General features: G+C 72.1%; 22 protein-coding genes. 13 read left to right on the top strand and 9 right to left on the bottom strand.

Annotated elements, in window-relative coordinates:
- The first annotated feature begins 211 nt into the window (after nt 1-211).
- A complete protein-coding gene (locus tag AC0VX6_RS25305) occupies nt 212-1,105 on the top strand; it encodes an oxidoreductase (protein WP_475466366.1) in 894 nt (297 codons plus the stop codon).
- 417 nt (nt 1,106-1,522) lie between these two features.
- On the opposite strand, the gene AC0VX6_RS25300 is transcribed toward AC0VX6_RS25305, so the two are convergent.
- From AC0VX6_RS25300 to AC0VX6_RS25290, 3 genes are all read right to left on the bottom strand, one after another.
- On the bottom strand, nt 1,523-4,075 hold the full coding sequence (locus tag AC0VX6_RS25300; RefSeq protein WP_475466364.1) for a penicillin acylase family protein: 2,553 nt from the start codon (nt 4,073-4,075) through the stop codon (nt 1,523-1,525).
- Between the two features lie 310 nt (nt 4,076-4,385).
- Nucleotides 4,386-5,381 carry an SRA domain-containing endonuclease gene (locus AC0VX6_RS25295; RefSeq protein WP_475483704.1) on the bottom strand — a complete coding sequence of 332 codons (996 nt, stop codon included), beginning with the start codon at nt 5,379-5,381 and terminating at the stop codon, nt 4,386-4,388.
- Between the two features lie 150 nt (nt 5,382-5,531).
- Nucleotides 5,532-5,987, bottom strand: coding sequence for a hypothetical protein (locus AC0VX6_RS25290; protein WP_475466361.1), 456 nt, complete (start codon nt 5,985-5,987; stop codon nt 5,532-5,534).
- Between the two features lie 249 nt (nt 5,988-6,236).
- Here AC0VX6_RS25290 and AC0VX6_RS25285 point away from each other — a divergent pair, with 249 nt between their 5' ends.
- Nucleotides 6,237-6,515 (top strand): DUF1540 domain-containing protein, encoded by a 279-nt coding sequence (locus AC0VX6_RS25285; protein WP_475483703.1) that lies wholly within the window; start codon nt 6,237-6,239, stop codon nt 6,513-6,515.
- Nucleotides 6,516-6,623: 108 nt separating this feature from the next.
- On the opposite strand, the gene AC0VX6_RS25280 is transcribed toward AC0VX6_RS25285, so the two are convergent.
- Together AC0VX6_RS25280 and AC0VX6_RS25275 are read right to left on the bottom strand one after the other, a co-directional pair.
- Nucleotides 6,624-7,658 (bottom strand): nitronate monooxygenase, encoded by a 1,035-nt coding sequence (locus AC0VX6_RS25280; RefSeq protein ID WP_475466357.1) that lies wholly within the window; start codon nt 7,656-7,658, stop codon nt 6,624-6,626.
- Between the two features lie 371 nt (nt 7,659-8,029).
- Entirely contained in the window at nt 8,030-9,289 is a 1,260-nt protein-coding gene (locus AC0VX6_RS25275) for an MFS transporter (RefSeq protein WP_274974978.1), read from the bottom strand.
- 451 nt (nt 9,290-9,740) lie between these two features.
- On the opposite strand from AC0VX6_RS25275, the gene AC0VX6_RS25270 reads away from it, so the two are divergent.
- The 4 genes from AC0VX6_RS25270 (at nt 9,741) to AC0VX6_RS25255 (ending at nt 12,537) form a co-directional block, all read left to right on the top strand.
- Nucleotides 9,741-10,400 (top strand): hypothetical protein, encoded by a 660-nt coding sequence (locus AC0VX6_RS25270; protein WP_274974977.1) that lies wholly within the window; start codon nt 9,741-9,743, stop codon nt 10,398-10,400.
- A 10-nt stretch (nt 10,401-10,410) separates the two neighbouring features.
- Complete coding sequence (locus AC0VX6_RS25265) at nt 10,411-10,827, top strand: phage holin family protein (RefSeq protein ID WP_274974976.1); 417 nt, start codon at nt 10,411-10,413, stop codon at nt 10,825-10,827.
- The gene (locus AC0VX6_RS25260) at nt 10,803-11,375 is read left to right on the top strand and encodes a DUF3618 domain-containing protein (protein WP_274974975.1); all 573 of its coding nucleotides are present in this window, start codon (nt 10,803-10,805) and stop codon (nt 11,373-11,375) included. The genes AC0VX6_RS25265 and AC0VX6_RS25260 overlap by 25 nt, the downstream gene beginning before the upstream one ends.
- Nucleotides 11,376-11,544: 169 nt before the next feature.
- On the top strand, nt 11,545-12,537 hold the full coding sequence (locus AC0VX6_RS25255) for a YihY/virulence factor BrkB family protein (RefSeq protein ID WP_274974974.1): 993 nt from the start codon (nt 11,545-11,547) through the stop codon (nt 12,535-12,537).
- A gap of 63 nt (nt 12,538-12,600) precedes the next feature.
- Here the strand turns inward: AC0VX6_RS25255 and AC0VX6_RS25250 are convergent, their stop codons facing one another.
- Entirely contained in the window at nt 12,601-13,488 is an 888-nt protein-coding gene (locus AC0VX6_RS25250; protein WP_475466354.1) for a LysR family transcriptional regulator, read from the bottom strand.
- 455 nt (nt 13,489-13,943) lie between these two features.
- Here AC0VX6_RS25250 and AC0VX6_RS25245 point away from each other — a divergent pair, with 455 nt between their 5' ends.
- Nucleotides 13,944-14,708 (top strand): SDR family NAD(P)-dependent oxidoreductase, encoded by a 765-nt coding sequence (locus AC0VX6_RS25245; protein ID WP_475466353.1) that lies wholly within the window; start codon nt 13,944-13,946, stop codon nt 14,706-14,708.
- A gap of 87 nt (nt 14,709-14,795) precedes the next feature.
- Here AC0VX6_RS25245 and AC0VX6_RS25240 read toward each other — a convergent pair whose 3' ends face one another.
- The 3 genes from AC0VX6_RS25240 to pfkB form a co-directional block, all read right to left on the bottom strand.
- Nucleotides 14,796-14,975, bottom strand: coding sequence for a hypothetical protein (locus AC0VX6_RS25240; RefSeq protein ID WP_444961423.1), 180 nt, complete (start codon nt 14,973-14,975; stop codon nt 14,796-14,798).
- 219 nt (nt 14,976-15,194) lie between these two features.
- Nucleotides 15,195-15,464 (bottom strand): HPr family phosphocarrier protein, encoded by a 270-nt coding sequence (locus tag AC0VX6_RS25235; RefSeq protein ID WP_013155226.1) that lies wholly within the window; start codon nt 15,462-15,464, stop codon nt 15,195-15,197.
- A 54-nt stretch (nt 15,465-15,518) separates the two neighbouring features.
- Nucleotides 15,519-16,460, bottom strand: a complete 942-nt coding sequence (gene pfkB / locus AC0VX6_RS25230) for a 1-phosphofructokinase (RefSeq protein WP_475466351.1) — start codon at nt 16,458-16,460, stop codon at nt 15,519-15,521.
- A gap of 330 nt (nt 16,461-16,790) precedes the next feature.
- On the opposite strand from pfkB, the gene AC0VX6_RS25225 reads away from it, so the two are divergent.
- The 6 genes from AC0VX6_RS25225 (at nt 16,791) to ptsP (ending at nt 22,752) form a co-directional block, all read left to right on the top strand.
- Nucleotides 16,791-17,552, top strand: coding sequence for a DeoR/GlpR family DNA-binding transcription regulator (locus tag AC0VX6_RS25225; protein ID WP_475466349.1), 762 nt, complete (start codon nt 16,791-16,793; stop codon nt 17,550-17,552).
- A gap of 152 nt (nt 17,553-17,704) precedes the next feature.
- Nucleotides 17,705-18,811, top strand: a complete 1,107-nt coding sequence (locus AC0VX6_RS25220; protein WP_274974969.1) for a PTS mannitol transporter subunit IICB — start codon at nt 17,705-17,707, stop codon at nt 18,809-18,811.
- On the top strand, nt 18,811-19,119 hold the full coding sequence (locus AC0VX6_RS25215; RefSeq protein WP_013155222.1) for a PTS sugar transporter subunit IIBC family protein: 309 nt from the start codon (nt 18,811-18,813) through the stop codon (nt 19,117-19,119). The genes AC0VX6_RS25220 and AC0VX6_RS25215 overlap by 1 nt, the downstream gene beginning before the upstream one ends.
- On the top strand, nt 19,109-19,552 hold the full coding sequence (locus tag AC0VX6_RS25210; protein ID WP_274974968.1) for a PTS mannitol transporter subunit IIA: 444 nt from the start codon (nt 19,109-19,111) through the stop codon (nt 19,550-19,552). Before AC0VX6_RS25215 ends, AC0VX6_RS25210 begins: the two co-directional genes overlap by 11 nt.
- A gap of 65 nt (nt 19,553-19,617) precedes the next feature.
- The gene (locus AC0VX6_RS25205; protein WP_274974967.1) at nt 19,618-20,658 is read left to right on the top strand and encodes a zinc-dependent dehydrogenase; all 1,041 of its coding nucleotides are present in this window, start codon (nt 19,618-19,620) and stop codon (nt 20,656-20,658) included.
- 390 nt (nt 20,659-21,048) lie between these two features.
- Nucleotides 21,049-22,752 (top strand): phosphoenolpyruvate--protein phosphotransferase, encoded by a 1,704-nt coding sequence (gene ptsP, locus AC0VX6_RS25200; protein WP_475466347.1) that lies wholly within the window; start codon nt 21,049-21,051, stop codon nt 22,750-22,752.
- Nucleotides 22,753-22,832 lie beyond the last annotated feature (80 nt).

The raw sequence follows: 22,832 nt of genomic DNA, 5'->3' as shown, positions 1-22,832 counted from the left end.
GTGGACAGCTTGGGGGTGTCGGGGCACCGGGGACGGTCCGGGGGTGTCGGGGCACCGGGGACGGTCCGGGGGTGTCGGGGCACCGGGGACGGTCCGGGGCTGGGGTGATCGCCGTGGTCTCCGTGACCGCTGTGATCACCGCGGACATCCCGGGGGCGCGGTCTCCGTGACCGCCATGGACAGCCCGGGTGCGCTCGCCTACCGTGGCGCAATGGACACCACAGCGGTCAGCATCCCCGACCTGAGCGGCCGTACGGCGGTCGTCACCGGAGCCAACAGCGGCCTGGGCATCGAGACCACGCGCATCCTGGCCCGGGCGGGCGCGCGCGTCGTGATGGCAGTGCGCGACGTGGCCAAGGGGCGCGCCGAGGCCGCCGGAGTGCGGGGAGACACCGAGGTGCGCCATCTGGACCTGGCGGACCTGGCGTCCGTGCGCGCCTTCGCCGAGGTCTGGAGCGGAGACCTCCACCTGCTCATCAACAACGCGGGCGTCATGGCGGTCGCCAAGGGCGTGACCGAGGACGGGTTCGAGACGCAGTTCGGCGTCAACCACCTCGGCCACTTCGCCCTGACCAACCTGCTCCTGGAACACGTCACGGGACGGGTGGTCACCCTCTCCTCCGGAATGCACCGCATGGCCCGGGGCATCGACTTCGACGACGTCAACCTGGACCACGGCTACACGCCCTACCGGGCCTACAACCAGTCCAAGCTCGCCAACCTGCTGTTCACGCTGGAGCTCCAGCGCCGCCTGGAGGCGGTGGGCTCCCCGGTGCTCTCCACCGCCGCCCACCCCGGCTACGCGGCCACCAACCTCCAGAGCCACGGGGTCAACCCGGTCTCCAGGGCGGCCCTCATGCTCGGCAACAGGGTCCTCGCCCAGAGCGCCGCCAACGGCGCCCTCCCCACGATCTTCGCCGCCACCCAGGACGTGCCCGGCGCGGCCTTCGCCGGGCCCAAGGCCATGGGAGGCACGCGCGGCGCCCCCGCCCTGTCCAGCCGGAGCGAGGCCGCCTGGGACGGCCGCGCCGCCAAGCGCCTGTGGGCGCTGTCGGAGGAGATGACCGGGGTGACCTTCCCGCTGCGCTCCTCCGACCCGGTCTGACCGGCGGCGCGCACCGGGGGTCGGACCGGGTCGCGACGGAACGGGACTCGCCGGCCTCGGACCGGAACGGCACACCCGTCCCGCGGTGCGCGACGGCACTATCCGGCCTCGGACCGGAACGGCACACCCGTCCCGCGGTGCGCGACGGCACTATCCGGCCTCGGACCGGAACGGCACACCCGTCCCGCGGTGCGCGACGGTACCGTTGGCACCGTCCGTGCCGCGGTGCGCGACGGTACCGTTGGCACCGTTCGTCCCGCTGGCACCGTCCGTGCCGCCCCTCCCGCCCACCCGCGCCACACCGGCAGGGCGTGCGTTCAGCCCGGACCCGGTACCCGCCGACGAGCACTGTGAGTACGGGACCGGCGCGGGTGGAATCCCGTGGTCCACACCCGCGCCGGTTCCGGTCGATCGTCCCTAGGGGTTCAGGACCAGCTCGTCCGTGGCGGCCGCGCGCACGGCCTCCTCGGTGACCGCGAACGGCAGGGTCTCACCCCGGCTCCACGGCTCCAGCTGGTCGTCGTAGTTGGGGTGGAAGGCGTGGCCGGAGTTGCCGGTCAGGTGGATCCACGTCGACGCGTCGCGGTCGGCCAGGTCCACCACCATCCGCATGGACGGCACGGTCCTGATCCCGTACCCCTCGGCCGGGTTCCAGCCGGTGGCGTTGACGATGCTGGAGCCGCCCGCGCTCTCCACCGGGCCGCGGTTGAAAAGCCACTCGACCGGACCGATGCCCGACGTTCCGAACGACTCGTGGGTCGCGGTCAGGGTGTGCAGGTCGCCCCAGCGCCAGTCGGCGGGGTCCTCGCCCAGCAGCTCGGTCAGCTCCCGCGCGGCGGCGTCCATCGCCGCGGCCAGCACCTCCTCGCGCCCGCTGGCCTCGGTGCCCTGCCACCACGGCGACTCCGGGTCCTCCAGCAGCCGCCCCACCACGTACATCCCGCGCGAGTCGCCGTTCATGTCCTGCTCGCCCAGTTCGTCGAAGAGCAGGGGCAGCAGGTGGCGCCAGGTCGCGTTGTAGAACGCGGCCGCCGCGGAGTCGGTCTCGTTGCGGTGGTCCCAGTCGCGCAGCAGCTCCTGCGCCCGGGCGGCCGTCCCGTCCACGTCGGCCTCCAGCAGGTGGGGGACGATCCGCACGGCGCTGAGGTCCATCGAGTCGTTCTGGATCCGCGACATGTCCCCGGCCGTGACCGGCCCCTGCCCGATCGCCTCCTCCAGCAGGTCGTTGATCCGCTGGCTGCGGTAGCCGTAGTTCCAGTCCCCGGTCAGGTGGTGGTCGTAGTCCTCGTCCACGACCGACTGGTTCGCGGTGACGATGAAGCCCGACTCGGGGTTGTACACGCTCGGCAGCTCCTCGAAGGGGACGTACTCCTGCCAGTCGTAGTCGGAGTCCCAGCCGGGCGCCGGGTAGCGGCCGTCGCCCTCGCCGCGCACCGGCACCAGCCCGGGGGCCTGGTAGCCGATGTTGCCCTCGTTGTCGGCGTAGACGAGGTTCTGCGAGGGGACGTCGAACTGGCTGGCGGCCTCGCGGAAGTCGTCCCAGCCGCGGGCCCGGTTCATGCTGAAGATGGCGTCCGCGGTCGTGCCCGGCTGCAGGGCTGTCCAGCGCAGGGCGACGGCGTACTCGCCGCTGTCCGCGCCCTCCAGCTCCGGGTCCTCGGCCAGCTCGGCCAGGTGCGCGCCCGCGGCGGCGTCGGACAGCAGCGGCCCGTGGTGGGTGGAGCGCACGACGATGTCCACGTCCTCGCCGCCCGCGACCCGGACGGTCTCCTCACGCGTCTCCAGCGGCCGGGGCTCGCCGTCGACCACGTAGTCCCCGCCCTCGATCCGCTCCACGTACAGGTCCATGACGTCGGGGTCGAGGTTGGTGAACCCCCACGCGATCGACTCGTTCTGCCCGATGATCACACCGGGCAGACCGGAGAAGCTGAAACCGCTGACGTCGTAGGGGCACGCCTCGGTCAGCTCGGTGCAGTGCAGTCCGATCTGGTACCAGGTGGAGGGCATCGACGCGCCCAGGTGGGGGTCGTTGGCCAGGAGGGGCAGGCCGCTCTCGGTGTGCTCCCCGCCGACCACCCAGGAGTTGGAGCCGACTCCGGAGGCGTCGCGCGGGGCGAGCATCTGCGGGAGCGAGGCGGAGGCCTCGGCCACCCCGGTCAGCGCGGAGACGGCCTCCCCGGGCAGTTCGGGCGCGCGCCGCTCGTCACCGGCGTCGCCCTCACGCAGGTCGCCCGCTTCGTCCTCGTCGGGCCCCTCCCCCAGGTGCTCGTCGGTGTCGGTGATGGGCAGGTGCTCCTCGTGGGGGTAGGCCGGGTACAGCTCCTCGATCTGCTCGCGGGTCAGCCCGGCGTCGAGCAGTTGGGCGCGCCCGGTCTCCTGCACCATGTTGCCGCCCAGGTCCCAGGCCATGGCCTTGAGCCAGGCGAGGCTGTCGACCGGCGTCCACTCCTCGATCTCGTGGCCGCCGTTGAGCACGGAGAGCAGCCCGTACTCAAGGCTGGCCCCGGTGCCGTCGTTCCCGGCCAGCCAGGCGTTGACCCCGGCCGCGTAGGAGTCGAGGTGGGCCCGCGTCTCCGGGGCGAGCAGCTCGTACTCCTGCTCGGCCACGTGCCGCCAGCCCATGGTGCGCAGGTAGACGTCGGTGTCCACCTGTTCGGGGCCGAACAGCTCTGCGGTGCGCCCGGCCGTGACGTGGCGGCGGAAGTCCATCTCCCAGAAGCGGTCCTGGGCGTGCGTGAAGCCCTGCGCCATGAACAGGTCGTGGGTGTTGTCCGCGTAGACGTGGGGGACGCCGTGCTCGTCGCGCAGCACGGTGACGGAGGACTCCAGCCCCGGGAGCGGGAGCTCTCCGGAGGTTTCCGGGAACGACCTCCGGACAGTCCATATCCCCAGGAGCGCGCCGACCAGGGCCAGCACCACGACCGCGGCGAGGAAGCCCAGAAGTACGCGAACAAGGACACGCTTACGCATTACACCCATGGCGGAACCCTAGGGTGCCCGTGGTCACAGTCTCCAGAGCCGGAGGGACACGCGGACCCAATTGTTACCAACTGGTAGGTGTCGGGGAGTCGAACGGCGGCTGGCGCGAAGCGCCTGGTCAGAAGCGGACAGCCACCCGGTTGGATCCGTGCTGTCCGCAACCGGCCGGGTCTGCCATGCCTGCGTCACTCCGAGTAGCTTGCCACCTCAGCACTCTCAAGGCGTGCCGGCCCTCTGTGTTGGGTGACTCAGATGATTAAAAGCACTCATGCTGACCGAGAAGGCTATGCCTGCAATGGGTTCATGTTGAAGAAACAGATCCGACCGGCCATCCAGAAAAAGCGTCCTTGTCCCGGTAGACAAGGTGGATATTCACTGAGGCAAGAAGTTTTTGCAGGTCCAAGTGGGGTTTGTCGGGTAGCAAGATGGCGAGCGTGGGGGTTGGTGTGATGTGCCTCTGGTAGTCCATGAGTTGCCCGATGGCCATGCGCACAGCTTCGCGTGAGCTAGTTCCTTTAGCCTCATATAGGACATTGGAACTGTTGTCATAGAGGTCAGTGAGAAGGCTGGACGAGAGTCCTGAGACTCTGATTTGGTATCTTTTGACCTCGTGCTTGTGCTCTTCGAGCATGGTCTTGAAGGATTCACATAGCTCGGCCTCTTTGCGGTCGACTTTGGTCTGGGGGATGGCTGACCTGGAGATAAGTTTGCCGTTATGTCTCTCTGGCTCCACTATGATGCTCGTAGTGGTGGTAGATATATCAGCAGCTACTTGCCGGGTCACGGTGCTTTTCAGGGGCGGGATGATGTCTTCGGGGCGTGCCGATATGGCCTCAGCCGGGCGCAAGCGGAAGACGATGACTCGCCGGAAAATTCCCTGATCGTTGGGCGCTTCACGGAAGACGTAGGGGAGTTCTTTGTCTAGTTCGAACTTTCCAATATATCGTTGAATTTTCTCTTTCTTTCCAGGGGTGTTTCCGTCGGCTTTGAAGACGCGCAGTTCTCGTCCCTCGTCTATGTGTAGCAAAATGGCGCGGTTTCGCCAGCCGTAGGAGCCTTTGAACACCTGGTCATTTTTCCCGTCGCCTGTGTATTCGAAGAGGGGGCCGGTCTCGTCTTCGGTGGAAGTCCAGCCGTCGTAGTAACCGAACTCCTCCCCTGATGACGGATCAGTGTAAATCAGCACGTTTGGCGTGTCTTTGCAGGGGTGGATTCCCTGCCCTTGTCCGCCACCAAAGGCTGCCTTCATCTCCGCTCGTGTGGTCAGTTCGCCAGGTTTGATGTCTTTGCCAGCCATGGGCTTAATGTACAGCTTTGGCATGTTTGAGCTCTGCCCCTGGGCGAGACAAAGGGGAACCTGAGTCTGGCGATTCTGTGGAGGCGCCAGCGTTATTAGCGCAGTTCAGTGGGCATGTGGGGGCGGGCGGCGGCGTCCGCCCCCGCGCGTTCAGGAACCCAGGACCTCGGCCAGGCGCTCGGCCGCGAGCGGCACGCTGTAGTAGTCCATCCGGAACGAGGTCGCGCCCAGCGTGAGCACGCGGCCGTCCTCCCACGCCGGAAGGTTCTCCAGGATCGGGGCCGTTTCCAGGTGGTCCTCGGGCTCCTGGCCCTGGGTGTTGACGAACAGCAGCGTGCTGTCGCCGAAGTCCGATGCCCGCTCGGTGGCCACCTGCACGATGTCGCCGCGCCCGCTGCCGCCCTGGGCCGAGGGGGCGGCCAGGTCGTCGGGAAGCTCGTGCAGGGTCAGGCCCAGGTCGGTGGCCAGCCTTCCCTGGGCGGACTCCTCGGTGAATACGTTGAACCCGTTGGGCGTCCTGGTCAGGATCACCACGTCGTGCTCGGCCGACAGCCGCCCAGAGGCGACCTCCTCGGTGTCCACCTCCGAATCGGCCAGCGGCTGCACGCCGCGCTCGTCGGCGACGTCGGCCTACTGGGCGAAGGAACCGTCGTTGTTGGTCAGCGGGCTCAACGCGGTGGGGCCGGAGGAAGTCGGTCCGGTACGGCGGAACTGCACTCCCGGTCGCCTCCGCGCCAAGCCTTCGTCAACACTCCGTCCTGCTCGCGGTGACACGAGGCGGTGTCCTGGAAGCCGGGCGCCCCGTCTGGCAGCCTCGAACGCGCCGTCGATGCTCTGGGGGGAAACGCGATGGACATGCCCGTGGTGAACTCGTGCCAGGTGGACGCCTGCGCCTACAACACCGACCACTCCTGCCACGCACTGGCCATCACCGTGGGGAACTCCTCCCACGCCCAGTGCGACACCTTCTTCGGGGCCAATGACCGGGGCGGCGACCCCGTCGCCACGGGCCAGGTCGGCGCCTGCAAGATGTCGAACTGCGAACACAACGTCCAGCTGGAGTGCCAGGCCCCGGCCATCTCCGTCGGGTACGTGCACCAGCAGGCCGACTGCCTCACCTACGCGCCCGCCTGAGCGGCGCCGCGCACCGGCTCACTCCGCGGCCCCGGGCACCACGCCCGGGGCTCTTCCGCGTTCGGGCCCATCATTCGGGCCTACCGCTCGGGACCGTCCCCGCGGCCCTCAGACCTGCCGGCCCGCCTCCGCGGCCTCGCGGCGCAGCCGCTCCACGACCAGCGCCGCCGGATCGTCGCTGGCCGCCCGGAACCCCTCACCCGCCCACAGCGCCATCCCGCCGGGGTCCCCGGCCCGGGCGGCGGCCGCGCGCAGCGGTTTCGTCATGTGGTGGATCTCGGGGTAGGCGGAGGGCTGCCGCGGGTGCTCGGCGATGAACCTGTTGGCCAGGCCCCGCGCCGGACGCCCGGTGAAGGCCCACGTCACGGCCGTCCCGGTGTACGCGGGATCGGCCAGCGCGGCCTTGTGGACCGGGTTGGCGCCGCTCTCGGGACAGCGCAGGAACGCCGTGCCCAGCTGCACGCCCGCGGCACCCGCGTCCAGGGCCCCGGCCACGTCGGCCCCGGTCATGATCCCCCCGGCGGCGATAACCGGCACCTCCACCGCGCCGACCACGTCCGCCAGCAGCTCCCGCAGCGGCAGGCCGCCGTCCCCGTCCGGGACGAACGAGCCGCGGTGGCCCCCGGCCTCCGTGCCCTGCGCGCACACCCCGTCGGCCCCGCGCGCCACGGCCTCGCGCGCCTCCCCGGCCGTGGTCACGGTGACCACGGTGGCACTGCCCGCCGCGCGCAGCCGCTCCAGCACGGCGGCCTCCGGGCAGCCGAAGGTGAAGCTCACCACCGGCACGGCCGCCTCCGCCAGCAGGTCGATCTTGGCCGCCCACGCGTCGTCGTCGTGCACCGGGGCGCCGACCGGCGTCCCGTACCGCTCGGCCTCGGACTCCAGGTCCGACCGGTAGGACGCCGCCACGTCCGGGTCGGAGGGCGGGCCCGGCACGAACACGTTCACCCCGAACGCGCCGACCCCGGCGTCGCGCACCGCCCCGAGCTGGTCGGCGAGGACCTCGGGGGCCAGGTACCCGGCGGCGAGGAAACCCGTTCCGCCCGCTCCCGCCACGGCCGCCACCAGCGCGGGCGTGGCGGCCCCGCCCGCCATGGGCGCCTGTACGATCGGGCGCTCCCGCAGAAGCTCTGCCAGGCTCATGGTCCCTCTCCTCGTCCTCGGCCGGTCCGGCGAAGGCGCGGCGGCGTCCCCGGCCCCGGTGGCGTCCCCGGCCCCGGCGGCTCCGGGCGGGGTCCGGACACCCCGCGGCACCCGCGAGCGCACCGCTGCCCGGGCCGCGCCTCCCGTGTCCGGGAAATGCTACCGTCGCGCGTTTTCCGGAGTTCGACCGCACCCGCCCCGAAACGCGATATGGCGGTTCGCCCGGAGTTTTATGTGACATGGGACACGATGGTTATCCGGGGCGGGGGAAATGGGGGTTGGGTCCTCCCGTTTCCGTTCCGCCGGAAAAGGCCCGCGAACGGTGCCTCCGATATCCGTGCTTTCCGCCCGCGGCCCGTCCCTCCAGGCCGCTATCCGCCCGTCCCGTCCAGTTCCGGTGCGTCCGGGGAGCCCTCGCCCTCACCCTCGTCCGCGCCCCCGACGGACCGCGTCGACTCCGGGAACCTCTGCGACAGCAGAACGGTCGCCAGAGCCGCGGCCACCCCGAACCCGACCACCGCCGTCACCGTCCACTCCAGCCCGAACAGCTCCCACAGCCACCCGAACGCCAGCACGGTCAGCATCCTCACCGCGTTGCCCACCATCCCCAACATCGCGGCCATGGTGTTGCGGTTGGCGTCGGAGAACATCGTCTGCTGCCACACGTGCGACAGCACCACGGCCAGCCCCAACAGGAACTCCGCCGCCATCAGCCCCGCCACCAGCGGCACGACCCCGTGTACCGCCAGCACCAGGGGCAGGCCGGCGGAAGCCGCGAAGACGGGTCCCCACACGTGGGGCCGGTCGCGCCCCACGAACCGCGAACACGCCGACCCCGCCGCCATGGCCGCCATCATCAGCAGCAGCACCAGGCCGTTGAGCCGCACGTCCGCGCCGTGCTCGGCCGCGAGCATCGGCTGCCAGGCGAGCACGAGGGCGGCCAGTCCCGACACCGACGCCGCCGTCAGGGCCACCAACGGAACGAAACGCCTGCTCGCCACCAGTACGGCCGACTCCCGGACGATCGCGGTGAGCGAGCGCCCCGACTGGCCGGGGGAACGGGGGAAGCACACAGGGGCCAGCAACGCCAGTGACACCAGCACCGCGCCACTCACCAGCACCAGGGAGTCCGCGGGCAGCCAGGTCCCCGCCACCATCACCGAGGCCGCGCCCAGCACCGCGCCGCTGTTGCCCGCCACTTGGACGAAGCGCACCGTCCGCGCGATCCGGGCGGGGCGGTCGCGGTCGCCGATCCGGTTCACCACCAGCGCGACCAGCGTCCCCGACTGGAGGTGGAAGCCGACCGCCCACAGGTACATGGACGCGAGCGTCAGCGCGAGCCCGTCCGCGTACCCCATCAGCACGAAACCCGCGCCCCACACGGCGAGCCCCACCGCCAGCAGCCTGCGGTGGCCGTAGCGGTCGCCGAGCGCGCCGCTGGGTGCCTCCACCAGCAGGGCCACCAGGTTCGTGGAACCGAGCATCAGCCCCAGCAGCCACGGGTCCGCCCCGCGCCCCAGAAGGATCGTGACGAAAACCGCGCCGAAAAGGAAATCGGCCGAAGAGCCGAGGAGTGCGAACGAGGCGTAGCGCAGGAACAATGACGATTCGGCGGTTCTCTCCACGGGCATGGGCGTTTTCCTGATCGGGGAAGGTCGCGGCTCCGTGAGCCCCGTGATGACGGTGGCATTCGCGGTTCCGGAGGGAAATTCCGCCCAAGCTAGCACGCGCCTTCCGGAGCGGCCACGGCTTTTCCCGGACCCTGCGCGGCGCGGTCGCCGCGCGGTTCACCCGTATCCCGCGACGGCGCTCACCGGGCGACGACGTGACGGAGACGCGGCCGACCGGCCCCCTGAGCCCCGCGATAAAGCGGCGACCACCCGCCCCCCCCGAGCCCGGCGACGGGCGCGGCGACCGGTCCTCCATGCGAGGCGCCGAGCCTTCCGCGAAGACCGTCCGCACCCTCCGGGACCGGGGGCGAAAGCCCGTCTGAACTGCGGCGTTCCGGTGTGCATGACGGGGTGGAGGCGGGGTAGTCGCGGTGCCAAACGAGCAACAGGCCGACTCCGAGGAGGCTTGGCGATGCACTCACACGAGGGAAGAGACGGGCCCGGGGGCACGGGTGGCCGCCTGACCGACACCGCCCGAGGGGCGGCGGGAGAGGTCGCCTCCACCGCGGGGGACCAGGCGCGCTCCCTGGCCGGTGAGGCCCGTACCGAGGCCCGGCACGTCGCCGACGACGTCCAGAACCGCCTGCGCGAGGAAGCCCAGGAGCAGACCCGGCGCACGTCGCAGAACCTGCGCCAGTGGTCCGACGAACTGTCGTCCATGGCCGACAGCGGGGAGCAGGGCTCCCCGGTGAGCGGCGCCGTGCGCCAGATCGCCCACAGCGGCCGCGGAGCCGCCGACTTCCTGGACGAACGCGGCATGGAGGGCCTGGTGGAGGAGGCCAGGAGCTTCGCGCGGCGCAGGCCCGTCGCCTTCCTGGCCGGCGCCGCCATCGCCGGGTTCGCGCTCGGACGCGTCCTCAAGGCCTCGTCCGATATCTCCGCGGGCAGGGAAGGGGCCGCTGACAGCCGTCCCGAGGCGCTCCCCGCCGGTGAGCGGGTCCGTCCGCCCGCACCGCGTCTGAGCGAGACCGACCACGACGGGGGGACCGCGTCCTCCCGCCCGCCCGTCACCCCCCGGCCGGAGGACATCACTCCGCCGCCGGATCCGGGGTCGCGGGGAAGCACGTTCTGAGGGGGCTGACATGGCGACCATTCCCGGAGCGCGGCGGGAGACGGGCGAGGAGGAGCAGTCCTTCTCCGAACTCCTCGGCGCGGTGACCGGCGACCTGCAGAAGCTGTTCCGTCAGGAACTCGCGCTGGCCAAGGCCGAGATGCGCGAGGAGGCGGTCAAGACCGGCAAGGCCGCGGGCCTGCTGAGCGGCGCCGCGGTGGCCGGGTACCTGGCCCTGCTGCTGCTCAGCCTCGCGGTCATGTTCGGACTGGCGGAGCTCATCGGCCTGGGCTGGGCCGCGCTGGTCGTCGCGGTGGTGTGGGCGGTCGTCGGCGGCGTCCTGGCCGTCGTGGGCCGCAACCGCATGCGCGAGGTCTCTCCGAAACCGGAACGCACCATCGAGACCCTCAAGGAGGACGCGCAATGGGCGAAACACCCGACCAGATAAGACAGGACATCGAGCGGACCCGCTCCGAGCTGACCCACGACACCGACCGGCTGGTGGACCACGCCAACCCGCGCAACGTCGTGCACCGGCGCACCCGCAGGGTCCGGCACGGGACGCGGGACCTGAAGGACCGGATCATGGGTTCGACCCCTTCGACCGGTGAGGCGGCCGAGGGGATCCGGCACACCACCGACCAGGCGGTCGGCATGGCCAGGTCGCTGCCGGAGCGGGCCGTGCACCAGACCCGGGGCAACCCCATCGCCGCGGGGCTGATCGCCTTCGGGGCCGGCCTCCTGGCCGCGTCCGTCCTCTCCGAGAGCCGTGCGGAGCAGCGTGCGGCCCGGCGGGTGGGCGAGCACGCCGACGCGGTCGAACCGGCGCGCCAGGCGGTCGCGGAGTCGGCCGCCCACGTGAAGGAGCAGGCGGTGGAGTCCGCGCGGACCGCGGGGGAGCACCTCAAGGGCAGCGCCTCGGAGGCCGCGCAGACCACCGGCGAGCACGCCCGCGACGAGGCGAAGGCCGCCAGGGACGAGATGCGCGGTTCCTGAGTCCCGCCCCGGCCCGGGGGAACGCCTCCGGGCCGGGCACCCGTGGGCGGGCACCCGTGGGCGGGCGACCGGAAAGGCGCCGATGCGCGTCGGGCGAGGGTCCGAAGAGGCCCTTCGCCCCGCCTCGTCCGGGCCCCGGCCCGGGACCGGTGAGGGAAGGAGCGGGAAGATGGTGGGACGCAACTCCTCGGACGCCTACGACGGACGTTCCTCCCCGGAGGAGGCCGAGAAACCGACCGACATGTCGGCGTCGTCGTGGTGGGCGTCGCTGCGCCGGACCGTCGGCGAGTTCAAGGAGGACGCGCTGGCCGACCTCGCCGCCGGGCTCACCTACTACGCGATCCTGTCGCTCTTCCCGGCGCTGCTCGTGCTGGTGTCGCTGCTCGGCCTCGCCGGGCCGTCCGCGACGCAGACCCTGACCGACAACATCTCCGCCACCCTGCCCGCCGACGCCGCGCGGCTGGTGACGACGGCCATCGAGAACCTCCAGGGCAACCAGACGGCCGCGGGCGTGTTCGGCCTGGTCAGCCTCGCGATCGCCCTGTGGTCGGCCTCCGGCTACATCGCGGCCTTCATGCGCGCCTCCAACGTCGTCTACGACGTGCCCGAGGGGCGCCCCATCTGGAAGACGCTGCCGATCCGCGTCGGCGTCACCCTGCTCATGGTCGTCCTGCTGTCCCTGACGGTGGTCGGCGTCGCCCTCACCGGCAGCGCCGCGTCCTGGGTCGGGCAGCTGTTGGGCCTGGGCTCGACCGTGGTGACGGTGTGGAACATCGCGAAGTGGCCGGTGCTGCTGCTCATCGTGGTGTTCATGATCGCGCTCCTGTACTGGGCCTCGCCCAACGCCAGGCGCGGGTTCCGCTGGGTCAGCCCGGGCAGCGTGCTGGCGGTCGTGATCTGGCTGCTCGCCTCGGCCGCCTTCGCCTTCTACGTGGCCAACTTCGCGTCCTACGGCAGGACCTACGGGACCATGGCGACGGTGGTCGTCTTCCTGGTGTGGCTGTGGATCACCAACATCGCGATCCTGCTCGGCGAGGAGTTCAACGCCGAGATCGAACGCGGACGCGCCGTCTCCGGCGGCCGGCCGGTGGACGAGGAGCCCTACGTGGACATGCGCGACGTGCCCAAGAAGAAGCACCGCGCCCACCACCAGCAGGAGTGAGGGGCAGGGCCGCGACCACGGGCGCCCCGTGCGGTCGCACCCGCGACGAATGCGGCCCGCTCCTCAGCCCAGGGCGTCGGCGAGGGCTGCGGCCAGGACCGGCACGCTCGGATGCCGGTCCCCGCGCGGCCACACCAGGCCGAGGGACGACTCCGGCAGGCCGTTGACCGGGACGAGGACGAGCCCGTCCCGGTCGGCGTGGTCGGCGACGTCCCCGCTCAGCAGCATGGCCCCCCTCCCGGCCGCGACCTGCGAGAACCCCTCCCGCAGGGTGTCCACACCGGTCTCGTGGCGGATGGTCCTGCCCAGGGGTGTGACGGTGGGTGCGTGGACGCGCAGCCAGTGGTCGGGGGTCCGCCTGACCGGGATGAGCGAGACCCGGGCCATGTCCTCGATCCCGACGCCCGCACGCGCGGCGAGGGGGTGGTCGGCGGGCAGCGCGAGCCGCTGCGGCTGCCGGGAGAAGACCGCGCCCACGACCAGGTCGAGTTCGCGCACCGGCAGCAGGACGACGGCGGCGTCCACCTCGCCCTCGCGCAGCGGACCGAACGGGTCCGAGTGCGCCGTCTCCACGATCCGCACCCGCGTGCCGGGCTCGCGCTCCTCGAAGGCGCGCACCGCCTCGGCCACCGGGCCGTGCACCTTGCCCCGGAACCCGAGGCGGACCGTGGACGGACCGCCGTGGGCGCGGTCGCGCGCGCCGTCCACCACCGCAGCCAGGTTCTGGTAGGCGGGCCGCAGGGCGTGGAGGAACTCCTCGCCGAACGGGGTGAGGCACGGGCGCGGGCCCGCGCGGTCCAGGAGAGGGGCGCCGATCCGCTCCTCCAGGGCGCGCAGCAGCCGGTCCACGGTCTCCACGGGGACGCCCAGCCGCACCGCGGCGTGCCCGGGGTGCGGTTCCTCGGCAAGGACGAGGAAGCACTCCAGCTCCCGGATATCGATACCCCGCAACCGGTCCGTCCCCCTCGTCCTCGCCCGCATGGCGCGTGCCGCCCACGACACGCGTCGGGTCGGCGAGCACCCCTCATGGAAGCACGGAACGCGTAACGCCCGGTCGACCGGCTCCGGCGCGGCCGAAGACGCGGCGAAGGGTCGGCCCCGCCGGGTCCGCTCCGCGCGGGTCCCCGCGCGGACGGCGACACCCCTCGGGGCGGGGCTCGGCGACCGACGCCCGGACCAGGGCGGCCGGACCGCCGCCTCCTCCCGACGGGCCGGGCACGGCCACCGGCTACGCTCGGCGTGACAGCGACTTCTTCGCAGATCTCAATCAGAGGCCGGGGAGTTCCGGACAACGGGGCGGCCACTCCTCCCGAGCCGCTAAGGGCAGACACACCATCAGCCACACCCCACCGTCCTGGGCATCCAGAACGAATCATCCTGAACAGCCACAACCTTAGGGAACCACCATGTCAGCGACCGCCGTCGTCACCGGGGCCAGCAGCGGGATCGGGGCCGCCACCGCGCGCGGCCTCGCCGAGCAGGGCTACGACGTGGTCCTGGTCGCCCGCCGCGCCGATCGGATCGAGGCGCTGGCGAAGGAACTGGCCGGGGAGGGCCGCAGCGCCCGCGCCCACGTCCTCGACGTCACCGACAGGGCCGCCGTCGACGCCTTCGCCGACTCCCTGACCTCGTGCGAGGTCCTGGTCAACAACGCGGGCGGCGCGATCGGCACCGAGACCGTGGCCGAGGGCGACCCCGCCGACTGGCGCGCCATGTACGAGGTCAACGTCATCGGCGTGCTCAACATGACCCAGGCCCTGCTGCCCAAGCTGATCGCCAGCGGGGACGGCACCGTGCTGGTCGTCTCCTCCACGGCGGGCCACACCGCCTACGAAGGCGGCGGCGGGTACGTGGCCGCCAAGCACGGAGCGCACAGCCTGGCCGCCACGCTGCGCCTGGAGCTGTGCGGCGAACCTGTGCGCGTGCTGGAGATCGCGCCGGGCATGGTCAGGACCGAGGAGTTCGCCCTCAACCGCATGCGCGGGGACTCCGGGGCCGCCGACGCCGTCTACGCCGGTGTGCCCGACCCGCTGAGCGCCGAGGACGTCGCCGACACCATCGTGTGGGCGGTCACGCGGCCCCCGCACGTGAACATCGACCTGCTGGTGGTGCGCCCGCGCGCGCAGGCCGCCCAGCACAAGGTCCACCGTGTCCAGCGGGGGGAGTCCTGACGGGCCGACCGGAACCGTCGCCGGTGTGACACGAGGGGTCCGGGCCCTGTCCCGGCGGGGACCGGGCGCCGCCCGGTTCCGCGGCGCTCAGACCTGCGCGCCGCCGGGCGCGCACTCGGCGCAGTCGCAGTAGTTCGTCGTGGACATGGAGCGGCACCGGGTGCAGACCTGCCGCTTCGCCCCGGGGGGATCGTGCTTCCAGTCGTGCTGCCCCCGCCTGCAGATCCCCGAGGGGCCGATGACGGTGTCGTCACGTGAGGTGTCCATGGCAGCAAGGTAGCCCCGGCCGACCCCGAGGACCGGGGGCGGGTGGTCCCGTGCCGTGTCCGGGCCGACACTGAGGGCCGGGGCCGGATGGTCCCGTGCCGTGCCCGGACTGACCTGGAGGACCGGGGCCGGGCGGCCCCGCGCCCCGGAGGGGCCGCCCCCGAGGGGGACGGCCCGTGTCCGGGCGGGGCCGCGCGGAACCCGCGGGTCAGGCGTCGGTCAGGCGTCCAGTTCCCGGGACAGCATCTCGACCAGCTCGTCCAGGACCTTGTCCGCGTTCTCCTGCTCCTCGCAGGACAGGGTGACCGTCTCGCCGTGCTTGACGCCCAGCGCCATCACGGCGAGCACGCTGCGGGCGTCCACGGGGTCCTGGCCCTCGCGGGCGATCTTGACGGGCAGGCCGGTGCCGTTGACGGCCTGGACGAACAGGCTGGCGGGGCGGGCGTGCAGGCCGAGCTGGGAGGCGATGGCCACGGTGCGCTGGGGCATGGAAGTCCTCGGAGAAGTCGTCGGGAGATCGTCGGGTGGGCGGGGAGGCCCGGGTCAGAGCGTGTCGACCGGCCACTGCGGGTCGGGGTCGGCCACCGCGGTGATCGCGTCGGTGGCCACGTCGTCGGGGGAGGGGACGGTGGTTCCGGGCAGGGAGACCGCGGCCGTCCCCCACGCCACGGCGTGCCGCAGCCGGTCCTCGGGGGAGCCGTCCGCGCCCAGGAACCCGGCCAGGGCGCAGTCGCCCGCGCCCACCGTGCTGCGCGCGCGGACCGCGGGCCCGTGCGCCCACCAGGTGTGCTCGGGATCCACGAGTATCGCACCGTGGCCCCCCAGTGTCACCAGGGCGGAGCCGTTGCCCCACCCCAGGACCTCGCGGGCGGCCTCGGTGACCGCGCCCACGGTGGGAAGCTCCCGGCCGATCAGCTCGGCCAGTTCCTCGTGGTTGGGCTTGAGCAGGGACACCGACCCCGCGCGGGCCGCGGCCTCCAGGGGCTTGCCGGAGGTGTCCAGGGCCAGCGGGACCCCGTAGGAGGCGGCCAGTTCGGCGACGCGCACGTACAGGTCGTCGGGGGAGCCGGAGGGGAGGCTGCCGCTGGCCACCACCCACGCGGGGCCCCGGTCCAGCTCGGCCTCCAGGGCGGCCAGCAGGGCGTCGGTCTCCTCGGGGGAGAGCACGGGCCCGGGTGCGTTGAGCTTGGTGGTGGTGCCGTCGTCCTCGGTGACGGCGATGTTGCCCCGCGTCTCGCCCTCGATGGGGACGGCGACGCAGGGCAGGTCCCCGAGCAGGGCGGTCAGTTCGGCGCCTCCGCCGCCGCCCACGGGCAGTACCGCCCGTGTGGGCACGCCCGCACGGCGCAGCGCGCGGGAGACGTTGACGCCCTTGCCGCCCGCCTGCGCGCGGGTGGAGCCCACGCGCAGGACCTCACCGCGGGTCAGGTGACTGACCTCCAGGGTGTGGTCCACGCTCGGGTTGGGGGTGAGGGTCAGGATCATGGGTGCTCTTTTCGAGGTGGCTGCGCCCGGCCCGGTCCGGATGTGGGACTACCTTTGATTATGTGTGTTTGCCTGTGTGTGTCAATGCTGTTGTGCCCTGGTTTCCGGTTTTGGCCACTGTCGGTCACGGGGCCGTGGGGGTCGCGTCACCGGTGTCCCGGTGTGCGGGCGCAGTCGGGTGGAGGCGAAACGCTCCTGGTGACTTCGGCGGATCGTAGGGGCTTCGCGACGAGCGGTGTTGCTGGGATATTGGTTCAAGGTACCTCTTGTGTGTCCCAGGCAACACCATTAAACTCACAGAAAACCACACCGAAACACAGGTGATCCAACATGTACGCGGAAGAGCGCCAGAAGGCGATCCTCGAACGCGCCCGGCGGGACGGCCGGGTCGACGTGACAGGGCTCGCCGCGGAGTTCGACGTCACGTACGAGACCATCCGACGCGACCTCACGGCACTCGAACGCCACGGGGTCCTGCGCAGGGTCCACGGTGGCGCGATCCCCGTCGAGCGGCTGGGCTTCGAACCCGCCCTCAACGTGCGCGACTCCGTCATGACACAGGAGAAGGAGCGCATCGCCAAGGCGGCTCTCGCCGAGCTCCCCGAGGAGGGCGCGATCCTGCTCGACGCCGGGTCCACCACCGGACGCCTAGCCGAGCAGCTGCCCGCCGACCGCGAACTCACCGTCGTCACCAACTCCCTGTCCATCGCCCTCACGCTCGCCCCGCGTACACACATCAACCTCATGCTGCTCGGCGGGCGCCTGCGCACCCGCACCCAGGCCACCGTCGACGCCTGGGCGCTGCGCTCCCTCGCCGAGTCCTACGTCGACGTCGCCTTCGTGGCGGCGAACGGGATCTCCACCGAACGCGGGCTCACCACACCCGATCCCGCGGAGGCCGAGGTCAAGCGGACCATGATCGCCTCGGCCCGCCGCTGCGTCCTGCTCGCCGACCACACCAAGGTCGGCAACGACCACTTCGCCCGCTTCGCCGCGGTCGAGGACCTCGACCTGGTCATCACCGACACCGGTCTCGCCAGCGGTCTCGCCGACGAACTGGAGGCCGCCGGACCCCGAGTCCAGGTGGTCTGACCACGGCGGGACACCGAGCGGGGCGGTTCCACCGTCCGGAACCGCCCCGCCCCGGATCGCCCCGCGCCCACCCACACCGACACCGACACCCACTTTCCCTCCCCACCTCATCGGCGGGCTCCCCGCCCGTCGAACCTCCCAGGAGGTCCCCCATGACCACACAGCAGAGCACGGACAGACTCACCGCGGTGCGCTCCGGAGTACAGCGCTTCGGAGGGTTCCTGTCGAGCATGGTGATGCCCAACATCGGCGCGTTCATCGCCTGGGGCCTGGTCACCGCCCTGTTCATTCCCGACGGGTGGTGGCCCAACGAGCAGATGGCCGGGCTCGTCGACCCGATGATCAAGTACCTGCTGCCGCTGCTGATCGCCTACACCGGCGGCGCGCTGGTGCACGACAGGCGAGGCGGCGTCGTCGGCGCGGCCGCGACCATGGGCGTGATCGTCTCCGCGGACATCCCGATGTTCCTGGGCGCCATGTTCATGGGTCCGTTCGCGGCCTACCTCATGAAGCAGTTCGACCGGGTCGTCCAGCCGCGCATCAAGGCCGGCTTCGAGATGCTGGTCAACAACTTCAGCGCCGGCATCCTCGCCGCGATCCTGGCGGCCGTGGGCGTCTACGCGGTCGGCCCGGTCGTCGAGGGCATCGCCACCGGCCTCGGCAAGGGCGTGCAGTTCCTCATCGACCTGAGCCTGCTGCCGCTGGTCTCGGTCATCGTCGAGCCCGCCAAGGTGCTGTTCCTCAACAACGCCATCAACCACGGCGTCTTCACCCCGCTGGGCACGGCCCGCGCGGTCGCCGACGGCAAGGCCATCGAGTTCCTCATCGAGTCGAACCCCGGACCGGGCCTGGGCATCCTGCTCGCCCTGATGTTCTTCGGCTCCAAGGTCAGCCGCGCCACCGCGCCCGGCGCGGCCGTCATCCACTTCTTCGGCGGGATCCACGAGATCTACTTCCCGTACATCCTCGCCCAGCCGAAGCTGATCCTCGCCGCGATCGGCGGCGGCATGTCCGGTGTCGCGACCTTCATGATCATGGACGCCGGCCTCGTCTCCGCCGCCTCCCCCGGCAGCATCATCGCGATCATGGCGGTCACCCCGCAGGGAGGCCACCTGCCGGTCCTCGCCGGGGTCGTCGCCGCCACCATCGTCTCCTTCGTCATCGCCTCGCTCCTGCTCGGCTTCGGCCGGTCCGAGCGCAAGGCCGAGCGCGAGGAGAAGGCCCAGCAGGAAGCCGCTCAGAACCAGGAGAACAGCTGATGAGCACTATCGAGGGCTCCGACATCAAGAAGGTCGTCGTCGCCTGCGACGCGGGCATGGGCAGCAGCGTCCTGCTCACCTCGCAGCTGAGCAAGACCCTGTCCCCGTACGGCGTGTCCGTGGAGCACTCCCCGGTGGACCGGATCCCCGAGGGCGCCGACGTGGTCCTGTGCCACACCGGGCTCGTCGACCGCGCCCGGACCCGGGTGCCCGGCACCGTCGTGATCAGCTTCCAGATGTTCCTGGGAGACCCGGCGTTCACCCGCCTGGAGCAGGCTGTGAAGAACGGGAGCACCCTTGCCGAGTGATCTGGCGCTGACCGAGGACGCCGTCCGGCTGGGCCGCGAGGCCGCCGACCGGGCCGACGCCATCGACCAGTGCGGCGCTCTGCTCGTCGAACTGGGCGCCGTCGAACCCGGCTACGTGCCCGCCATGCACGAGCGGGAGGCCTCCATCCCCACCTTCGTCGGCGAGGGCGTGGCCATCCCGCACGGCACGGACGCCTCTCGGGCCCTGGTCAAGCGCACCGCGCTGGCCGTGGTCCAGTTCCCCGGCGGGGTCGACTGGGGCGGTCCCACCGTCCACGTGGCCATCGGCATCGCCGCCTCCGGGGACGAGCACCTGGGCGTGCTGTCCTCGCTGGCGGGGATCCTCACCGACCCGGAGAAGGCGGCGCGCCTGCGCTCCGCCGACACCACGTCCGACGTCCTCGAACTGCTCGGCCCCCTACAGGACGGCTGAGCCCAACCGAACCACCCGCCGGTCCCCTGACCCAGGGCCGGCGGGCCCAGCAGAAAGGCCCGAACATGCTCGTCGCCCGCTTCTACGCCCCCGGTGACATCCGACTGGAGCAGGCTCCCGAGCCGACCGCCGGACCCGGACAGCTCAAGATCGCCGTCGTCAACTGCTCCACGTGCGGCACGGACGTGAAGATCTCCCGGCACGGCCACCACCACATCCGTCCGCCCCGCGTGATCGGCCACGAGATCGCCGGGCGGATCGTCGAGGTGGGCGAGGGCGTCACCGGCTGGGCCGAGGGCGACCGCGTCCAGGTCATCGCCGCCATCCCCTGCGGCACCTGCGTGGAGTGCTCCGACGGCCGGTTCACCGTGTGCTCGCGCCAGGAGTCCATGGGTTACCACTACGACGGCGGCTTCGCCGAGTACATGATCATCCCCGAGTCCGTCCTGGCCGTGGACGGGGTCAACCGCGTCCCCGACAACATCGACCTGGCCGAGGCCTCCGTCGCCGAGCCGCTGGCGTGCGTGCTCAACGGCCAGGAGATCGCCGGGGTCGGCGAGGGCGACACGGTCGTGGTCATGGGCGCCGGCCCGATCGGCTGCCTGCACGTCCGGCTGGCCCGCGCGCGCGGCGCCGCGAAGGTCTACCTGGTGGACATCAACCGGGGTCGCCTGGACATGTCCGCCGACATCGTCCAGCCCGACGCCTCGGTCTGCGGCGCCGAGACCGACGCCGTGGAGGAGGTGCTCCGCCTGACCGACGGCCGGGGCGCCGACGTCGTCATCACCGCCGCCGCCTCCGGACGCGCCCAGGAGGACGCGCTGCGCATGGTCTCGCGCAGCGGCCGGGTCAGCTTCTTCGGCGGCCTGCCCAAGGACGCGCCGATCATCCAGCTGGACTCCAACGCCGTGCACTACCGGGAGATCTCGATCTTCGGCGCCAACGGCTCCAGCCCCGAGCACAACCGCCGCGCCCTGGAGCTGATCTCCTCCGGCGCCGTGCCGGTGGCCGACCTGATCACCGAGCGGATGTCCCTGTCCGACGTGCACAAGGCCATCGAGACGGTGGCCTCGGGCACCGCGATCAAGGTGACCATCCAGCCGTAGCGCCCGGCCGTAGCGCACGTGCGCGAAGGCGGTACCGTCGCCGCCCCGGTGCGGCGGCGGTACCCGCCCGCCCGGGGCCGGCGGCTTCCCGCGACGTGCGGGCGCGGACGCGCCCCCGTCCTCCCGGGTTGTCCACAGGGGCTACCGCCGCCCGCCCCCCTACGGTTTCCTGGACACACAAGACTTCTGCCGGACACGCGAACCGCCCGTCACCTCCACCGCCCCGCACAGCCGACATCCCGCCGCGACCCGCGACCCGCGGCCCGCGCACCGTCGGCACGGCGGCGCCCGCGCTCCCCGCGCCCGGGGACCGGGGCGCTCCGGCGGGGCGCCGACCCTGACGGGCGCCGTCCACACCACCCCCGGCCCTTCCCGACGTACGGAGCGACCATGGCGAAGACCGAACCCCTCCCCGCCGCAGCCGGTGACACCCGGCTGACGGGTATCCCCGCCAGCCCGGGGGCCGCAGTCGGCCCGGTGGCGCGGATGGCCCCACCGCCTTCCCTGCCCGACCAGCGGCCCACCGTCGTGGACGCGGGGGAGGAGGCCGCACGGGCGCGTCAGGCCCTGGAACAGGTGGCCGTCCTGCTCGAAGGCCGGGCCGCCGACCTCCAGGGCGACGCGGCGGCCGTGCTGAGCGCCCAGGCGCTCATGGCCCGCGACCCCGAGCTCGCGCGCCGCGCCGCCGAGCGCACCGAGGCCGGTGACCCCGCGGCCTGGGCCGTCCACGCTGCCTGCGGCGCCTACCAGGAGCTGCTCCTGGCGGCGGGCGGCTACCTCGCCGAACGCGCCGCCGACCTCGCCGATATCCGGGACCGCGCCACCGCCGTGCTGCTGGGGCTGCCGATGCCCGGGCTGCCCGACCCCGGCGTTCCGCACGTGCTGGTCGCCGACGACCTCGCGCCCGCCGACACCGTCCAGCTCGACGTCGAGCGCGTGCTCGCCATCGTCACGCGTTACGGCGGACCCACCAGCCACACGGTCATCCTGGCCCGGTCGCTCGGCATCCCGGCCGTGGTCGGCTGCGTGGGGGCCGCCGAACTGCGCGACGCGACGCCGGTGGCGGTGGACGGCGACGCCGGAACGGTCGAGGTCGAGCCCGACGAGGAGCTCGCCGAGCGGATGCGCGAGCGCACCGAGCGGCGGCGCGCGCTGCTGGCCCGGGCCACCGGTCCGGGCCGGACCGCCGACGACGTCCCGGTCTCGCTGCTGCTCAACGTCGGGGAGGGCGACCCGCAGAAGGCCGGTGCCCACGACAGCGAGGGCGTGGGACTGCTGCGCACCGAGTTCCTCTTCCTGGAGCGCTCCGACCCGCCCACCGTCGAGGAGCAGACCGCCTCCTACACGGCCCTGTTCGAGGCGTTCGCCGGGCGCACGGTCACGGTGCGGACCCTGGACGCCGGGTCGGACAAGCCCCTGGCCTTCGCGTCCACCGGCCACGAGGACAACCCCGCGCTGGGCGTACGGGGTTTCCGCACCTCGCGGGTGCACCCCCACCTGATCACCGACCAGCTCACGGCCATCGCCGCCGCCACCCGGGAGACCTCCGCGAAGGTCCGGGTCATGGCGCCGATGGTGTCCACGCCCGACGAGGCGGAGGAGTTCGTCTCCCTCGCCCGCGAGGCCGGGCTCGACCAGGTCGGCGTGATGATCGAGGTGCCCGGCGCGGCGCTGCTCGCCGACCGGCTGCTGTCCCGCGTGGACTTCGTCTCGATCGGCACCAACGACCTGGCGCAGTACACCATGGCCACCGACCGCACCCTCGGCGCGCTGCCCGACCTGCTCGACCCCTGGCAGCCCGCGCTGCTCCAGCTGGTGGGCACCGTCGGCGGCGCGGGGGAGCGCTCGGGACGCCCGGTGGGCGTGTGCGGCGAGGCCGCCGCCGACCCGCTGCTGGCCCTGGTGCTGGTGGGACTGGGCGCGACCAGCCTGTCGATGTCCGCGCCCGCGCTGCCCGCCGTGCGCCACGCGCTGGCCCTGCACACCCACAGCGACTGCCGCAGACTGGCCGACCTCGCGGTCGCCGCCTCCAGCGCCGAACAGGCGCGCGAGGCGGTCAGGGCCGCCGCCCACCCGGAGGCCGCCGACCGCTGACGCCCATCCGGGCAGGACGTGCGCCCTCCCCTCCCCGCATCCGGGACAGGGGAGGGCGCACCGCCGGAGGCGAACCCGTC

The organism is Nocardiopsis sp. iso_25 (assembly GCF_056173305.1).
The sequence above is the reverse complement of the archived record's forward strand: the minus strand, read 5'-3'. Positions and strand labels throughout refer to the sequence as shown.

Excerpts from the sequence above, each read along its gene's own strand:
- ptsP (WP_475466347.1), top strand. The coding sequence starts at position 21,049 with ATGGCGAAGACCGAACCCCTCCCCGCCGCAGCCGGTGACACCCGGCTG.
- AC0VX6_RS25295 (WP_475483704.1), bottom strand. The coding sequence starts at position 5,381 with ATGGCTGGCAAAGACATCAAACCTGGCGAACTGACCACACGAGCGGAG.
- AC0VX6_RS25255 (WP_274974974.1), top strand. The coding sequence starts at position 11,545 with ATGGTGGGACGCAACTCCTCGGACGCCTACGACGGACGTTCCTCCCCG.
- AC0VX6_RS25245 (WP_475466353.1), top strand. The coding sequence starts at position 13,944 with ATGTCAGCGACCGCCGTCGTCACCGGGGCCAGCAGCGGGATCGGGGCC.
- AC0VX6_RS25305 (WP_475466366.1), top strand. The coding sequence starts at position 212 with ATGGACACCACAGCGGTCAGCATCCCCGACCTGAGCGGCCGTACGGCG.
- AC0VX6_RS25215 (WP_013155222.1), top strand. The coding sequence starts at position 18,811 with ATGAGCACTATCGAGGGCTCCGACATCAAGAAGGTCGTCGTCGCCTGC.
- AC0VX6_RS25260 (WP_274974975.1), top strand. The coding sequence starts at position 10,803 with ATGGGCGAAACACCCGACCAGATAAGACAGGACATCGAGCGGACCCGC.
- AC0VX6_RS25220 (WP_274974969.1), top strand. The coding sequence starts at position 17,705 with ATGACCACACAGCAGAGCACGGACAGACTCACCGCGGTGCGCTCCGGA.
- AC0VX6_RS25225 (WP_475466349.1), top strand. The coding sequence starts at position 16,791 with ATGTACGCGGAAGAGCGCCAGAAGGCGATCCTCGAACGCGCCCGGCGG.
- AC0VX6_RS25270 (WP_274974977.1), top strand. The coding sequence starts at position 9,741 with ATGCACTCACACGAGGGAAGAGACGGGCCCGGGGGCACGGGTGGCCGC.
- AC0VX6_RS25205 (WP_274974967.1), top strand. The coding sequence starts at position 19,618 with ATGCTCGTCGCCCGCTTCTACGCCCCCGGTGACATCCGACTGGAGCAG.
- AC0VX6_RS25280 (WP_475466357.1), bottom strand. The coding sequence starts at position 7,658 with ATGAGCCTGGCAGAGCTTCTGCGGGAGCGCCCGATCGTACAGGCGCCC.
- AC0VX6_RS25275 (WP_274974978.1), bottom strand. The coding sequence starts at position 9,289 with ATGCCCGTGGAGAGAACCGCCGAATCGTCATTGTTCCTGCGCTACGCC.
- AC0VX6_RS25235 (WP_013155226.1), bottom strand. The coding sequence starts at position 15,464 with ATGCCCCAGCGCACCGTGGCCATCGCCTCCCAGCTCGGCCTGCACGCC.
- pfkB (WP_475466351.1), bottom strand. The coding sequence starts at position 16,460 with ATGATCCTGACCCTCACCCCCAACCCGAGCGTGGACCACACCCTGGAG.
- AC0VX6_RS25265 (WP_274974976.1), top strand. The coding sequence starts at position 10,411 with ATGGCGACCATTCCCGGAGCGCGGCGGGAGACGGGCGAGGAGGAGCAG.
- AC0VX6_RS25240 (WP_444961423.1), bottom strand. The coding sequence starts at position 14,975 with ATGGACACCTCACGTGACGACACCGTCATCGGCCCCTCGGGGATCTGC.
- AC0VX6_RS25285 (WP_475483703.1), top strand. The coding sequence starts at position 6,237 with ATGCCCGTGGTGAACTCGTGCCAGGTGGACGCCTGCGCCTACAACACC.
- AC0VX6_RS25300 (WP_475466364.1), bottom strand. The coding sequence starts at position 4,075 with ATGCGTAAGCGTGTCCTTGTTCGCGTACTTCTGGGCTTCCTCGCCGCG.